Source organism: Arthrobacter sp. MYb23, from assembly GCF_002979775.1.
Lineage (GTDB): Bacteria > Actinomycetota > Actinomycetes > Actinomycetales > Micrococcaceae > Arthrobacter.
On sequence record NZ_PCPR01000001.1, the window covers coordinates 430,886 to 445,147 of the forward strand.

Consider the following 14,262-nt stretch of genomic DNA (forward strand, 5'->3'; position numbering starts at 1 on the left):
TCCTGCGGGTCTGAACACCATGCGCGTGAAGCGGAACCATCTGAATCTCCAATATCCGGGAACGGGGGCGAAAATCGTGCTCGCACTTTATGGAGTGGACCCAGCACGCAAGTCATGACGCCGGTCCGGGCGTTGTGTCCAAATGATGGACCTCGCTCACAACTTGTCCTCGGACCCGGGGCGCTCTGAGCGAAATTGCTGGTTCTGTGTCCGAGCCCGTCTATAGAGTGGCCACATGAGCCACACTTCTTCCGCGCCTGCCACTGCCAAGGAACCTTCTCTCCAGCCTCCTGTCGCCAAGCAGGTCCCCACCCGCCGCGAACACCACGGCGATGTGTTCGTGGACAACTATGAGTGGCTCAGGGACAAGGAATCCTCCGAGGTCGTTGACCATCTCACAGCGGAGAACGCCTACCAGGAAGCGGTCACGGCGCACCAGGAACCGCTCCGCGACGCCATGTTCCAGGAGATCAAGGGCCGGACCCAGGAGACAGATCTGTCCGTACCCAGCCGCAAGGACGGCTGGTGGTACTACAGCCGTTCGGTGGAGGGCAAGGAGTACAGCATTCAGTGCCGCGTCCTGGCCAACAACACCGGCGATCCTGTGGCGGACTGGACTCCCCCGGCGGTGGAAGCAGGCGTCGAGCTGCCCGGCGAGCAAGTTCTTTTGGACGGCAACATTGAAGCCGAGGGCAAACCGTTCTTCAGCGTGGGTGGTGCCGCCGTTACCGTTGACGGCAACCTTTACGCCTACGCGGTGGACAACTCCGGAGACGAACGCTTCACCTTGCGGATCAAGGATCTGCGCACCGGCGAGCTCCTCCCGGACGTCATTGAGGACATTTTCTACGGAGTGGCTTTCTCCCCGGACGGCACCAGGCTTTTCTACACGGTGGTGGACGATTCGTGGCGGCCCTATCAGGTGAAGGCCCACCTTCTGGGCACGCCTGTAGTTGAGGATGAAGTGATCTATCAGGAAGACGACGTCGCCATGTGGCTCGGCTTCGATCTCTCCTCCGACCGCCGCCACCTGGTGCTGAGCATTGGCTGCTCCGAGTTCAGTGAAACACGGCTGCTCCGGTTCGACGACTACGACGCCGGCCTCAGCACCGTGATTTCCCGCGACCATCACGTTCTCTACGAGGCCGAGCCTTTCCTGCTTGATGGCAAGGAAACGCTGCTCCTCACTCACAACAAGGACGCCATCAACTCGATGGTCAGCCTGGTGGACCCGGCAGAGCTCACCAAACCGCTGGACGAGCAGGACTGGCGCACCGTCGTCGGGCATTCCCGGGACGTTCGCGTCAACGGCGCAGGAGTGACGTCCACGCATTTGGTGTTGTCCGTCCGCAAGGACACCATTGAGCGCGTGCAGGTACTCCCGCTGACCGGTTTGGGCACAGCTGCTCAAGGGGCACCCGTGGAGCCGGCCTTCGATGATGAGCTCTACACCGCAGGCGTTTCCGGCTCTGATTACGAAGCCCCGGTGATCCGCATGGGGTATACCTCGTACTTCACGCCGTCACGCGTCTATGACTTCGTCCTGCCAACATCACAGCAGCCCCGTGGCGAGTTGCTGCTTCGCAAGGAAAGCCCGGTGTTGGGCGGCTACTCGGCAACGGACTACGTCGCCACCCGCGAATGGGCAACGGCCGACGACGGCACCCGAGTCCCGTTGTCCGTGCTGCGTCACGCTTCGGTCCCGCAGGACGGCACTGCCGCGGGGCTGGTTTACGGGTACGGCTCCTACGAAATGAGCATGGATCCGGGCTTTGGCGTGGCCCGCTTGTCCCTCTTGGACCGCGGAATCGTCATGGTGATTGCCCACATCCGCGGCGGCGGTGAACTTGGGCGCACGTGGTACGAGGACGGCAAGAAGTTCACCAAGAAGAACACTTTCACGGATTTCATTGCAGCCACCGACTGGCTGGCAGGTTCGGGATGGGTGGACCCTTCGCGTGTAGCTGCCATGGGTGGATCCGCTGGTGGCCTGCTCATGGGCGCGGTGGCAAACATGGCCCCGGAAAAGTACGCTGCCGTGGTGGCTCAGGTGCCGTTCGTGGATGCCCTGACCACCATCCTGGACCCTGAGCTTCCGCTGTCCGCCTTGGAATGGGAGGAATGGGGCAACCCCATCACCGACCCCGAGGCGTACGCCTACATGAAGTCCTACACTCCTTACGAGAATGTGAAGGCTGCGCCCTACCCCAAGATCGCCGCTGTGACGTCGTTCAATGACACCAGGGTGCTGTACGTTGAGCCGGCCAAATGGGTGCAGGCGCTGCGTTCCGCATCCACAGGTTCCGAGCCGATCGTCATGAAGATCGAAATGGATGGCGGCCATGGCGGTGCGTCCGGCCGGTACGTGCAGTGGCGCGAGCGGGCCTGGGACTACGCGTTCATCGCAGATTCCCTGGGGGCCACCGAACTGCTCCCTGGCGCCGGGCTCAAGTAGGCACCCCGAACCCATCTAAGTCGCAGATCAGGCCGTTTTCAGCCCTGAGAACGGCCTGATCTGCGACTCAGATGGGTCAGCGGGCCCGGAGGAGTGCGTAGTAGCCCGGGATGAGATCCGGAGACGAGGGATTGCTCAACGGGCGTGTCTCGATGCTCGCTGAGCCTTCCTCCACGAGGTTCCAGTCCGCCGTCGGGAAGGCTTTGGCCCGTTGCGCGGCACCGAAACGGCCGGGCATGGGCAGTCCGCGGATTGCTCCCTCGAGCGGCGCGGGAATGGATTTTCGGGTGGCTCCGAGGTGGCTGACGTAGTCCACGGGAGTGCCCGGGAAGTTGGTCTCGGCCAGGAAAACGCCACCGCGGGTCCCGACGACGGGCAGCAGGTTCGCGGCCAAAGCGGCCTGGTCGCTGCGGTCCAATACGTGCAGGACACCGCGGATGAACACGTTCGCGTTCCCTGTCCAGCCTGCAGCCTCGAGCGCCTGTTCCACGGTTTGCGCAGCATCAGGCGCTGTCATATCGCACACTGCGAATGCCGCCGTCGTTATCCCCGAGGCCTCCTGCCGGGCGCGGTCCACTGCGTGGGAGGAGTAGTCGAGCCCCAGCGCGAGCGGGAAGTGTTGTGCCAGGAGCCGGGTGAAACTGCCGTTACCGCACCCAACGTCCACTATGGGGATGGTGGGGTCCAGCTGCAACAGGCGAGGAAGGTAGCCGTTGAGCTCGTGAGCGCTTCCCGAATCCCACAAGACATCGCCGGTGGCACCGGTTGAACGGACATTGCCCCAATATTGGTCCCAGGCCGTGCGCGGATCTTTGGGCGCGGCCGAGGAAAGCCTGATGAGCCTGGGTATCAGCAGGTACTTTCTGAGCGCGGAGAACATCCTCCAAATATATGGGGCGCTACGCCTCCACCAACCACTCCAACGCTTCTGTTTCGGAGGTGAAGAATTTGGTGGGGCATGGCGGCTTCATGATCCCCAGGAAGAAATTGGCAATGACCCTGTCCACCGGGGACGAACCCCAGAGGGCGATCCGGGAAGCCTGACATGGTTTGGCAAAGACTGACCGGGCGCCTCTGGTGACATCGTCCGTGGTTGCCATGTCAACAATCATGGGGTGCCTGTCCGTTCCGCAGAGTTCGTTAACCTTGTCCATGGCACTTTGCGCATCCGATTCCTTGATCCGGGCACCGCGCGGCCACGTCAGGCGCAGGATCCCTGGCTCTTCGAGTTCCAACTCGAACGTCACCTCTTGGTGGTCTTGCGGTGTAGCTGGGTGGTCCACAATTCTCCTCGAACATTCAAAACAGCTGCGGGAAAAACCAGGATGGATCCCCGCGCTCACTCCCCCAAGGCTGTCGAATCCCGGAGCCAATGTAAAGGTGTGTCCCACGACTCAGAAAGCACATTTCCACAAGGGCGGCCGCTGGCCCCGATGCCGCTGATAGGGTGTTGCCAAATCCTGAATCACTGCGGACAAACGTTGGAACGGAAGGGGCTCAGTGGACCAGACCGTTGCCGGGGAACAGCATGCCTCGCATCCGGCTGTCGTGGCGGACTCAGACCATGACCGTTTAGCGGCCACTACGTCCGCGCTTGAGGCCGCGGGCTTCCAGGTATTTCCTGCCACGGACACCGCCTCCATGACCCTCCATCTTCAGCAACAACGCCCCTCCGTGGTGGTTGCTGAGAATTCCCTCGCTCACGCACTGGGCAGCCCCGGAGTTCCTGTGCTGTTGCTCCTTGATGAGCAGGACTCCGTGGACCTGGAAGACGTGGAGTCCTGGCGCGTAGCCGACTACGTCATCACCCCGGTGCGTCCCGGGGAACTTGTCCACCGGGTTCAAACCCTGATTGGACGTGCACGGGAACGTGCGCGCTCCCGTGGCGAGATCGAAGCACTGCGGGAAAGCCTCCGAAACGTCTCATCGGCAATCCGGCGGACCAATGATCCGCAGTTGATCGCAGAGCACGTGGTCCAGGGTTTTGGTGTGGCCCTGGGCGTGGACCACGTGTGGTTCGCTACTTTCCGCGATGAACGGGTCCCCAGCATCCGTGCGCAATGGAACCGTCCCGGCCTTCCGCTGCTGCCCGCCAGGTTGGGCGAAAGCGAGAACATCATCTCTGAGACCGCCAACAGGCTGTGGGCCGACGCTGACGTCCTTGCCGTGGCGGACCACCGGGAAGACCCCGACTCAAAGATCGCCAAGGCACTGAGGGAATGGTCCGGCGAGCTCCAAGCTGTATCCACCGTGTTGCTCCCCGTTGGCGAAGGCGCTTCCGCCATGGGAATCATCCTCTTGTCCACTGTGCAGGAGCGGCACGACTGGACCCGCCCGGAGATCGCCTTGATGCAGCACGTTGCCGGGAACGTGGCCCACGGGCTCATCCAAGGCCACCTCATCAGCGCCCAACAGCGCGTCCTGCACCAACTACGGCAACTGGATAAGGCCAAGACGGACTTCCTGGCCACCGTAAACCACGAGCTGCGAACGCCTTTGACCTCCATTACTGCCTACCTGGACATGATCCAGGACGGCTCCGGGGGGCCGGTCCCCGACGGCATCAGGAAAATGTTGGAAGTCATTGCCCGGAACTCGGACCGCCTGCGCAGGCTCATTGAGGACATGCTCACTGTCTCCATGCAGGACGGCAGCAACCTGGACCTTAAGCCGGTGGACATCGACAAACTCCTCCAAGTGGTGGTGGCAACGCTCCGGCCACTGGCAGAGTCCCGGCACGTCTCCGTATCCTTCACGGAGGCCGCCGAGGACATAGAGGTCACGGCAGACGAAGCAAAGCTGGAACAGGTGTTCACGAACATCGTGGCCAACGCCATCAAGTTCACTCCCGAAGGCGGCCGCGTCGGCATCACCAGCGCCTTGTCAGCCGCCCAGGACGGCGGCCCCGCAGCGCTCGTCCGGATTGCGGACAACGGCCTGGGTATCCCTGAGCACGATCTCCCGCACATCCTGACCCGGTTCTACCGTGCCTCCAATGCCACCTCAGCGGCAGTGCCCGGCAGCGGGCTGGGTCTGGCAATCGCCAACGACATCATCAGCCGCCACATGGGGCGCATGGTCTTCGACTCCATCTTGGGGTCCGGAACCACGGTGTCGGTGGAGTTGCCGGTGGGCGGACCGTAAAGTACTCGGCAGCGGGCTGGTGGGTAGTTAAGTGAGGCCTGCGGCTATGACAGCGGTGTCAAAGCAAGGCTCCAAAGATTTGTTCTGCGGTCACTAATGATCGACATCCAACGAAACAAAACTGATGCCCCGGGCAGCAGCCCGGGGCATCAATTTAGCTCATGAGGCCTTGAGAGGCGCTCCCCCAATGTTTAGTTCGGCCACCAACCGATGCTGGTGGTGTTCGTCTTACCTGTGGTGGTGCTGTTCGGCCACCAGCCAATTGCCGTGCTGTCTTGCGTAGGCTCGGCATTGGCCGGGGCAGCGAATCCGGTTACTGCCAGAACCGCCGCCATGAGCAGGGTTGCCGCAAATTTTTTCATCCGCTGTGCCCTTTCGTACTGATGCGAATTTGTTGACCGTGACTTGAATAAAGTCACGGGGCAAACTATACGAGCTTTTCTTCCGCAATGACATGGATAATGGGCATATGCAAAGTCCCCACCTGGCCCCCCACCTTGTTGCCGGACTCACTGCACGCGCCAAATGGAAAGCGCGGGACTTTGACGAGGCCTTCCGGCTGGCTGCCGAGGCAGCTGAGCTGGCCCGCGATGCCGGCGACGAACCTGCCTGGTGGAACATGCGTTACCTGCAGGCGGAATGCCTCCGCGATCAAGGAAGCATCGAAGAATACCTGGCAGTTGCCATCGCCCTGAATGATCACAGTCTTACCGCCTCCTCCCCCGAGCTCGGCGCCAAGGCAGGAACAATGGTGGCCATTGGGCTCCAAGGCCTCGGGCGGCTGGCCGAAGCCGCAGCCATGGCGTCCGACGCGGCAAAACTCGCCGCTACGGACTCCGATCTTCTCTACGTCCAGGTCCTGGCCCAACGCGCCCTCATCGCAGCACTGGCGGAGAGCCGGCTGCTGGATGATGCATGGCGGGAATGTCTTGTTCTGGAGACATTGATTACCGATGACGTCGATGAAGACACCGCGGGCAAGGGGTACTGGGTGATTGGCAACGTTGCTTTCCTGGCTGACCGGGTAGCCGATGGGAGCCGGTACCACGATCTGGCCGCAGAAAGGCTTTCCCCGTCAAAGGATGTGGATTTGTGGGCACGCTTCAACCGCGCCTCAGCTGAAATGCGCCTGCAGGCGAAACTCGGCGACGCGGCCACCCTTCGCTGCATTGAGAGAGCAGAACTCGCAACGGACATTGTGGGCGGATCAGAGCGGGATCATCTGGAAATGTCCTTGGTACGTGCCCATTGGAATTACCTCGCCGGTGATATGCAGGAAGCCTTGGCGATCCTGGAACCGCTGTGCGCCCGCTCCTCCATTCTGGCCACCCAAACATCCGCCGAAGCGCATTTCCTTTTTGGGCGGACTTTGCTGGCATCCCAACGAATTGATGAAGGCCTTGTTGCTTTCGAAGAAGCAGCAAAACTTTTCGAACAGGCGGCTTTGCCGGAGCGCAGCGCAGCCGTTCGCGAGTATCATCGGCAGAGTCTCGGGCGCCGGGGCGGGCCGCACGGGGGGTGAGCATGTCTGACGCAGAATCGTATTCCGCGAACGACCCCCGCCTGGGGCTGCTCCTGGAGGGCATCGTCAGGCTTGCCGCTGGCGACCTGAACACCAGAATCCCTGTCTCCGAGGCGCGCGATGAGATTGACGCCGTGATCATGGGCACCAACCTCCTGGCCGAAGATCTGCAGATCGTCTACGAAGAGTTGGAGCAGCGGGTACAGGCCCGCACACAACAGCTCAATGCGGCCCACTTAGCCATGCAGCACATGGCAATGACCGATCCCCTGACAGGCCTGAGCAACCGCTCCGCTTTCGCCACCGCACTGGGCGAGGCCCAAGCGAACGGCGTGAAAGGAAACAAACGGCCGGCGATCCTCCTGCTGGATATGGACGGCTTCAAAGCCATCAACGATTCCCTCGGGCACACCATCGGTGACAAAGTCCTGGAAACAGTGGCCACCCGCATCAGCGGCGCGGTGCGCGAACAGGACATGGTGGCCCGCATGGGCGGCGACGAGTTCGCTGTCCTGCTTCCGGGAGTGGCTCCCGCCGAGGCCAGCGCCATCGGCAGCCGAATCCTCGCCGCCGTGGTGGAGGTCATGGAAATTGAGGGCCAACATCTCCGATGCGGGGTCAGCATGGGCCTCCGCATGGCAGATCCCGGCCAGCGGGCGGAAGAGCTCATGATGGAAGCGGACATCGCCATGTACGAGTCCAAGGCGGACGGGCGCGGCAAGCTCAAGGTGTTTGAACCTGACATGCTGCTGGCCCGGCAAATGCGTAATCAGATGGTGGGTGAACTCAAAGAGGCGATCGCCGGTTCCCAGCTGGTGCTCTACTACCAGCCCATCATCAGGCTGGACACCCGCGGGATTGAAGGCGTTGAAGCCCTGGTCCGGTGGAACCACCCCACCCGCGGGATCATCATGCCGGACGAGTTCATCCCCATCGCCGAGGAAACGGGAATGATCTCCGATCTGGGCGGCTGGGTGCTCCGCACCGCCGTCGAGCAGTTGAAACAATGGCGCAACGACCCCCTGACGGCGGGCCACAGCTTCAGTATGCGCATCAACGTTTCAGCAGCGGACCTGCAGCGGCTGGAATTCATTGAAGACGTTCGCGAGGCCTTGACTTCAGCCGATCTGGATCCGTCGCTCCTGGTCCTGGAGCTGACCGAAAGCGCAGTCATCCAAGGCAACGACCTGGATCGCTATACGCTCAACAGTCTCAGGCGCCTTGGAGTGGGCTTGGAAATTGACGACTTCGGCACGGGCTACTCCTCCATCAGTTACCTGCGCCAGCTGCCCGTGGACACGGTCAAGGTGGACCGCACGTTGCTTTCCGCCTTGGGCAGCGACCCCGCCCAACCGGCCCTTCTGGCTGCTGTCCTGCAGCTGATCCGCGCCTGTGGATTGGCCGCGGTGTGGGAGGGAATCGAAAGCGCAGAGCAAGCCGACTACCTGCTGAGCATTGGTTGCACCAGCGGCCAGGGGTACTACTTCAGCCGCCCGCTGCCCGAGGCGCAGCTGACCGAACAACTGAAGCACCACAAGACCTGGCCCGTCACTTGATGGTCCGCGTCCATGGGTGGTGCCGTGTGCGCCACTCCGAGTCCAACATCGCGTAGATATTCTCGGTGGCCCACTGACCCTTGTAGTGCCAGTTGTCCACCAGGGTTGCTTCGAGCCGCATGCCAAGACGCTTGCAAACGCCTGCAGAACCGGCGTTAAGTGCGTCCAGTTTGGCGTCGATGCGGTGGAAGGCCAGTTTTTCGAAGGCAAGTTTCATCACTGCCTCGGCGGCTTCGGTGGCAATGCCGTGGCCGCGCGCCTCCGGATGCAGTATCCAGCCCAACTCGCCCTGACCGGTCCCCTCCAGCCACTTCAGCACTACCTCGCCCATCAGACCGGGGTGGTCCTTGCGCTCAATGGCCAGGCACACCCAGTCCCCTTCCTGCTTGAACTCGAAGTTCGCGTACCGGCCCAGGACCTCCATGGACTTGGTCCTGGTCAGCTCGTTGCGCAAAAGGAACCGGGCTGTTTCGGGAAGGGACTGGTATCCATGGAACCTTTCAAGGTCCCCGGCCTCGAAGCGCCGCAGGATGAGTCGATCGGTGGTGATGGGAAGCTCAATTTCGGGCATGCTTCCGAGGCTACTAGGTGAGGGCGAATCATGGCCCAGTCTTGACACGTGGCGCGATCTGGGATTACCTAATGAACATTCGGTAAATAAAGCTGGAGGCAATGACGCATGGTTGAAACAACCCTCTCCGGTGCACAGCACCACATCCTGACGAACGACTACGCGTCCGAATGGATGGGCATTGAGGTCCTCAAGCTCGACGACGGCCACGCCACCATCCGCATGCATCTCCGCCAGGAAATGCTCAACGGATTCGGCATGGCCCACGGCGGAATGATTTTCGCCTTCGGTGACACAGCATTCGCTCTGGCCTGCAACCCGGCCAACCCCACGCCCCAGCAAGCCGCCAACATCACGGTGGCGTCCGGCGTCGACATCAACTTCATCAAGCCGGCGTTCCAGGGCCAGGTGATCACCGCCGTCGCAAACCGCCGCGCAAGCACCGGCCGAAGCGGCCTTTACGACATTCAGATTTATGCGGCTCCCCAGAATGCAGACGCCGAATCCGATCCCGCCACTTCCGACCCCGCAGTTTTTGATCCCACAGCTTTTGATCCCGCAAGCGGGGAGCTCATCGCTGAGTTCCGTGGCCGCAGCCGCACCATCTCCAAGAAGTAGGAAACCCATGACCCAGAACACCGTGGCAGCACCCGCAGCTTCCTCCTCCGAGGCAACTGCCCCCGTGCTGGACCGTGAAGAGACCATCTCCCGCGACGAACTGGAGGCACTGCAACTCACGCGCCTCCAGCACACCGTGGCCTACGCCTACGATCGCGTGCCGTTGTACAAGCGGAAGTTCGATGAAGCCGGCGTGCACCCCACGGACCTGAAGGAACTCAGCGACCTCGGCAAATTCCCGTACACCACCAAGGAAGACCTCCGCCTGGAGTACCCGTTCGGCATGTTCGCCGTCCCGCAGGATCAGGTGGCACGCGTTCACGCGAGCTCCGGCACCACCGGCCGCCCCACCGTGGTGGGGTACACCAAGAACGACCTCGCCAACTGGGCAACCCTGGTGGCACGCTCCTTCCGCGCCTCCGGCGTCCGCCCCGGCATGAAGGTCCACAATGCCTATGGCTACGGCCTGTTCACCGGCGGCCTCGGCGCACACGCAGGTGCTGAAGCCCTCGGCTGCACCGTCATCCCCATCTCCGGCGGCCAAACCGAACGCCAGATCCAGCTCATCCAGGACTTCAAGCCGGACGCCATCCTGGCCACGCCCACCTACCTGCTGACCATCGCCGACGCCATGGCTCACCAAGGCATCGACCCCAGGTCCACCTCGCTCAAGTACGCGGTCCTGGGCGCCGAGCCGTGGACTGAAGAAATGCGCCACGAACTCGAAACCACCATGAACATCAAGGCCTCGGACATCTACGGACTCTCCGAAGTCATGGGTCCCGGCGTTGCCGGCGAAGCCGTTGAAACGCAGGATGGCTGCCACATCTGGGAGGACCACTTCCGCCCTGAAATCATCGATCCGTTCGATCACTCCACGGTCCTGGCCGACGGCGAACCCGGCGAACTCGTCTTCACGTCCCTCACCAAGGAAGCGCTCCCGATCATCCGCTACCGCACCAAGGACCTCACCCGCCTGCTGCCCGGCACAGCTCGCCCCGCGCACCGCCGCATGGGCCGCATTACCGGCCGCAGCGACGACATGATCATCCTGCGCGGCGTAAACCTCTTCCCGTCGCAGATCGAGGAAATCGCCCTCCGCATCCCCGAACTCAGCCCGCACTTCCAGCTGGAAATCACCCGCCCCGAGGGCAAACGCATGGATTCGCTGACCGTGAAGATCGAGCGCCGCGAGAACGTCCCCACCGAGGCAGGCACGACGGCGGCGCACACCTTGCGCGAGCAGATCAAGATTCACGTCGGGTCATCTTGCGTAGTCGACGTCGTGGAGCCCGGTTCCCTCGAACGGTCCAACGGCAAGCTTCGCCGGATCTACGACATGCGACCCAAGGGCTGAGCGCCGTCCACCACTGAGATCGTGAGAAAATGCCAGCATGCCTACTGAGACCACCACCAAGCGCGGACGGCCCGGTTATGACCAGCAGTCGGTGCTCCGCATCGCCGTCGACGTCTTCAACCGCCACGGGTACGATGCAACGTCCATGGGCATCCTGGCCGAGAACCTCGGGATCTCGAAGTCAGCCATTTACCACCATGTGCCGTCCAAGGGCGATCTGCTGAAGCTCGCCCTGGACCACGCGTTGGGTGGCCTTGAGGCCATCCTCGAGGAGCCCGCGGCTACGTCCGGACCCGCCGACGCGCGGCTTGAGTTCGTGCTGAGGCAGACCATTGCGGTGCTGGTGGACCGGCTGCCGTTCGTGACCCTGCTCCTGCGTTTGAGGGGCAATACGGAGATCGAGCGCGATGCTCTGGAACGTCGGCGCGCCTTCGACCACAAGGTGGCCGAGCTGATTGCCGCTGCCCGGGAAGACGGGTCCCTGCGCCAGGACATCGATCCTCGCACCGTCACCCGTCTGCTGTTCGGCACCATCAACTCGATTGTGGAGTGGTACAAACCAGGCGGCTCACTGTCCCCGGAGAAGCTCGCCGACGACGTCATCACCATGGCCTTCGACGGCCTCCACACGGCCGCCTGACCCTCTCTCACCTCCCTAGGGCTTGAGCGGAACCATTCCCATCTCCCCACGGTGACGTGGGGCGGCAACGTGAGGTACCGCCGTCGAGCGGGCCCTTTGTAAACGTCCCCTCAACGGTTGATGCAGGCATGTATTCCCGCACAAGACGAAACGCCTTCCCACATACTGTGGAAAGGCGTTTCGTCGTAGTGAGAGAGGATCGCGTTCAAACCCGAGGGATGTGAGAGAGCGAATCGCTCAAGCCCGTGGGACGTGAGAGAGGGTTACTTCTCCACGAGGGTCAGGACGTCGTAGGTAGCCACGATTTCGTCGTTCTGGTTGGTCAGCACGGCGTCCCAGGCCACCTCGCCGTATTCGTCAGTCTCACGCGGCGTGATCTTCTTGGCTGTCAGCGTGACCCGGATGGAATCTCCGGCCGCAACAGGGGTGATGAAGCGCAGGTTCTCCAAGCCGTAGTTGGCCAGCACGGGGCCCGGTGCGGGCTCCACAAAGAGTCCGGCAGCCCAGCTCAGCAGCAGGTAGCCGTGGGCCACGATGCCGGGGAAGAACGGGTTGGCTTCGGCAGCTTCCTGGTTAGTGTGGGCGTAGAACGTGTCTCCGGTGGAGTTCGCGAAAGCGGTGATGTCCTCAAGCTTGACCTCGCGGAGTTCCGAACGCACGGCATCACCGATCCGCAACGTGGACAAGTGCTTCCGGAAGGGGTGCTCGCCCTCGGTCTCCACGGTGAAGTTTCTGTCCGCACCGGTGTGCCAAAGACCAGTAACGGCGGTCAGCATGTTCGGCGAACCTTGGATTGCTGTGCGCTGCATGTGGTGCATGACCGAGCGGATACCGCCCAATTCCTCACCGCCGCCTGCACGGCCGGGACCGCCGTGAACCAGGTGCGGGACCGGGGAGCCGTGGCCTGTGGAGGAGCGGGCGTCTTCACGGTTCAGCATGTGGACGCGCCCGTGGTGAGCAGCGATGCCGAGCACCAGCTCCTGTGCAACAGCAGGATCGTTGGTGCAGACTGATGCCACCAACGAGCCAGAGCCACGGGCCGCCAAGCGGATGGCATCGGACAGGTCCGAGTACCCGATCACTGAGGAAACCGGCCCGAACGCCTCCAGCGAGTGAACTTCTTCGGCTTCGGCGTCTGCCCAGCTCAGGAGGACCGGGGACATGAACGCGCCGTCTTCCACTACGCCCACGGCGCCGCCAACGGAGGTGACCGACGGCGTGTCGAGAGATCCGTACGCAAGCTCACCGCCGGCGTCGAGCATGGATTGAACGGCGGCGCGTACATCCGCGAGCTGTTCCAGCGATGCCAGGGCGCCCATGGTGACGCCCTCGGCCCGGGGATCGCCGACCACGACGCGCTCGTTGATGCGGGTGCCGACGGCGGCGGCAACCTCGGAGGTCAGCGACTGCGGGACGATGACGCGGCGGATGGCCGTGCACTTCTGTCCGGCTTTGACGGTCATCTCGGTGACTACCGCCTTGATGAAGGCGTCAAACTCGGGGGTGCCCGGAACGGCGTCGGGTCCGAGGATTGCAGCGTTGAGGGAGTCGGTTTCGGAGGTAAAACGGACGCCGCCCTGGACCACGTTCTGGTGGCCCTTCAGGGAGTTGGCAGTGGATGCCGACCCCGTAAACGACACGAGGTCGCGGTAATCAAGCTCATCCAGGATGGTGCGGGCGGAGCCGGAAATCAGCTGGAGCGAGCCAGCGGGCAGAATGCCCGACTCGACGATTGCCTTCACCGCTGCGGCCGCAACGTAACCTGTGGGCGTCGCGGGCTTCACAATGGTGGGGACGCCGGCCAGGAACGCGGGAGCGAACTTCTCCAGCATGCCCCAGACCGGGAAGTTGAACGCGTTGATCTGGACCGCGACGCCGGGTATGCGGGTGTAGATGTGCTCAGCTACGAACGATCCATCCTTGGACAGCGTTTCCATGGGACCGTCCACCACAACCTGCGAGTTGGGCAGTTCACGGCGGCCTTTGGAGCCGAACGTGAAGAGCACGCCGATGCCGCCGTCGATGTCGATCATGTTGTCGATCTTGGTGGCGCCGCTCTGCGATGAGGACTCGTAGAGCTCGTTGCGACGCCCGTTGAGGTACATGGCCAGCTCTTTGAGCTTGAGCGCGCGCTGGTGGAACGTCAGCTTCCCAAGTTCCGTTTGGCCGGTGGTGCGCCCGAAGTCCACGACGGCGGCAAGGTCCAGGCCGTCGGTGCTGACGTTGGCCAGAATTTCTCCGGTGCTCGCATCACGGACCGGGACTTTCCTCGCGTCGGCTGCCGGCGTCCACCAGGCATCCTGGACGTAGCTGGGAACGGTTGCAACGGCTGTGGTTTCCGGGGCGACTGCTGTAGTGGTCATCGTCGACGGGTCCTTCCAAGGCACGTGAAATCGGCA

12 protein-coding genes are annotated in these 14,262 nt (G+C 62.6%); 7 read left to right on the top strand and 5 right to left on the bottom strand.

Annotated elements, in window-relative coordinates; all coding sequences use genetic code 11:
* Positions 1-235 precede the first annotated feature (235 nt).
* A complete protein-coding gene (locus CQ020_RS02040) occupies positions 236-2,455 on the top strand; it encodes a S9 family peptidase (protein ID WP_105690315.1) in 2,220 nt (739 codons plus the stop codon).
* A 76-nt stretch (positions 2,456-2,531) separates the two neighbouring features.
* On the opposite strand, the gene CQ020_RS02045 is transcribed toward CQ020_RS02040, so the two are convergent.
* Complete coding sequence (locus tag CQ020_RS02045) at positions 2,532-3,335, bottom strand: class I SAM-dependent methyltransferase (RefSeq protein WP_105690316.1); 804 nt, start codon at positions 3,333-3,335, stop codon at positions 2,532-2,534.
* Positions 3,336-3,354: 19 nt separating this feature from the next.
* Positions 3,355-3,738 carry an STAS/SEC14 domain-containing protein gene (locus CQ020_RS02050; RefSeq protein ID WP_105690317.1) on the bottom strand — a complete coding sequence of 128 codons (384 nt, stop codon included), beginning with the start codon at positions 3,736-3,738 and terminating at the stop codon, positions 3,355-3,357.
* Between the two features lie 217 nt (positions 3,739-3,955).
* On the opposite strand from CQ020_RS02050, the gene CQ020_RS02055 reads away from it, so the two are divergent.
* Positions 3,956-5,599, top strand: a complete 1,644-nt coding sequence (locus CQ020_RS02055) for an ATP-binding protein (protein WP_105690318.1) — start codon at positions 3,956-3,958, stop codon at positions 5,597-5,599.
* A gap of 191 nt (positions 5,600-5,790) precedes the next feature.
* Here CQ020_RS02055 and CQ020_RS24090 read toward each other — a convergent pair whose 3' ends face one another.
* Complete coding sequence (locus CQ020_RS24090) at positions 5,791-5,961, bottom strand: hypothetical protein (RefSeq protein WP_017199100.1); 171 nt, start codon at positions 5,959-5,961, stop codon at positions 5,791-5,793.
* A 107-nt stretch (positions 5,962-6,068) separates the two neighbouring features.
* On the opposite strand from CQ020_RS24090, the gene CQ020_RS02060 reads away from it, so the two are divergent.
* Together CQ020_RS02060 and CQ020_RS02065 are read left to right on the top strand one after the other, a co-directional pair.
* Positions 6,069-7,121: a hypothetical protein gene (locus tag CQ020_RS02060; RefSeq protein ID WP_105690319.1), complete on the top strand. Its 1,053-nt coding sequence runs from the start codon at positions 6,069-6,071 to the stop codon at positions 7,119-7,121.
* A gap of 2 nt (positions 7,122-7,123) precedes the next feature.
* On the top strand, positions 7,124-8,677 hold the full coding sequence (locus CQ020_RS02065) for a bifunctional diguanylate cyclase/phosphodiesterase (protein WP_105690320.1): 1,554 nt from the start codon (positions 7,124-7,126) through the stop codon (positions 8,675-8,677).
* Here the strand turns inward: CQ020_RS02065 and CQ020_RS02070 are convergent.
* Positions 8,670-9,248 carry a GNAT family N-acetyltransferase gene (locus tag CQ020_RS02070; protein WP_105690321.1) on the bottom strand — a complete coding sequence of 193 codons (579 nt, stop codon included), beginning with the start codon at positions 9,246-9,248 and terminating at the stop codon, positions 8,670-8,672. The genes CQ020_RS02065 and CQ020_RS02070 overlap by 8 nt on opposite strands.
* 108 nt (positions 9,249-9,356) lie before the next feature.
* On the opposite strand from CQ020_RS02070, the gene CQ020_RS02075 reads away from it, so the two are divergent.
* The 3 genes from CQ020_RS02075 to CQ020_RS02085 are packed head-to-tail and all read left to right on the top strand — an operon-like array spanning position 9,357 to position 11,863.
* Positions 9,357-9,866 (top strand): hotdog fold thioesterase, encoded by a 510-nt coding sequence (locus tag CQ020_RS02075; RefSeq protein WP_105690322.1) that lies wholly within the window; start codon positions 9,357-9,359, stop codon positions 9,864-9,866.
* Positions 9,867-9,873: 7 nt separating this feature from the next.
* Positions 9,874-11,223, top strand: coding sequence for a phenylacetate--CoA ligase PaaK (paaK, locus tag CQ020_RS02080; RefSeq protein ID WP_024817878.1), 1,350 nt, complete (start codon positions 9,874-9,876; stop codon positions 11,221-11,223).
* 37 nt (positions 11,224-11,260) lie between these two features.
* Positions 11,261-11,863: a TetR/AcrR family transcriptional regulator gene (locus CQ020_RS02085; protein ID WP_091470557.1), complete on the top strand. Its 603-nt coding sequence runs from the start codon at positions 11,261-11,263 to the stop codon at positions 11,861-11,863.
* Between the two features lie 263 nt (positions 11,864-12,126).
* Here the strand turns inward: CQ020_RS02085 and paaZ are convergent, their stop codons facing one another.
* Positions 12,127-14,226: a phenylacetic acid degradation bifunctional protein PaaZ gene (paaZ, locus tag CQ020_RS02090; RefSeq protein ID WP_105690323.1), complete on the bottom strand. Its 2,100-nt coding sequence runs from the start codon at positions 14,224-14,226 to the stop codon at positions 12,127-12,129.
* Between the last annotated feature and the right edge of the window lie 36 nt (positions 14,227-14,262).

Coding starts and splice junctions, on each gene's coding strand:
- CQ020_RS02065 (WP_105690320.1), top strand. CDS start 7,124: ATGTCTGACGCAGAATCGTATTCCGCGAACGACCCCCGCCTGGGGCTG.
- paaK (WP_024817878.1), top strand. CDS start 9,874: ATGACCCAGAACACCGTGGCAGCACCCGCAGCTTCCTCCTCCGAGGCA.
- CQ020_RS02075 (WP_105690322.1), top strand. CDS start 9,357: ATGGTTGAAACAACCCTCTCCGGTGCACAGCACCACATCCTGACGAAC.
- CQ020_RS02040 (WP_105690315.1), top strand. CDS start 236: ATGAGCCACACTTCTTCCGCGCCTGCCACTGCCAAGGAACCTTCTCTC.
- CQ020_RS24090 (WP_017199100.1), bottom strand. CDS start 5,961: ATGAAAAAATTTGCGGCAACCCTGCTCATGGCGGCGGTTCTGGCAGTA.
- CQ020_RS02060 (WP_105690319.1), top strand. CDS start 6,069: ATGCAAAGTCCCCACCTGGCCCCCCACCTTGTTGCCGGACTCACTGCA.
- CQ020_RS02045 (WP_105690316.1), bottom strand. CDS start 3,335: ATGTTCTCCGCGCTCAGAAAGTACCTGCTGATACCCAGGCTCATCAGG.
- CQ020_RS02070 (WP_105690321.1), bottom strand. CDS start 9,248: ATGCCCGAAATTGAGCTTCCCATCACCACCGATCGACTCATCCTGCGG.
- CQ020_RS02085 (WP_091470557.1), top strand. CDS start 11,261: ATGCCTACTGAGACCACCACCAAGCGCGGACGGCCCGGTTATGACCAG.
- paaZ (WP_105690323.1), bottom strand. CDS start 14,226: ATGACCACTACAGCAGTCGCCCCGGAAACCACAGCCGTTGCAACCGTT.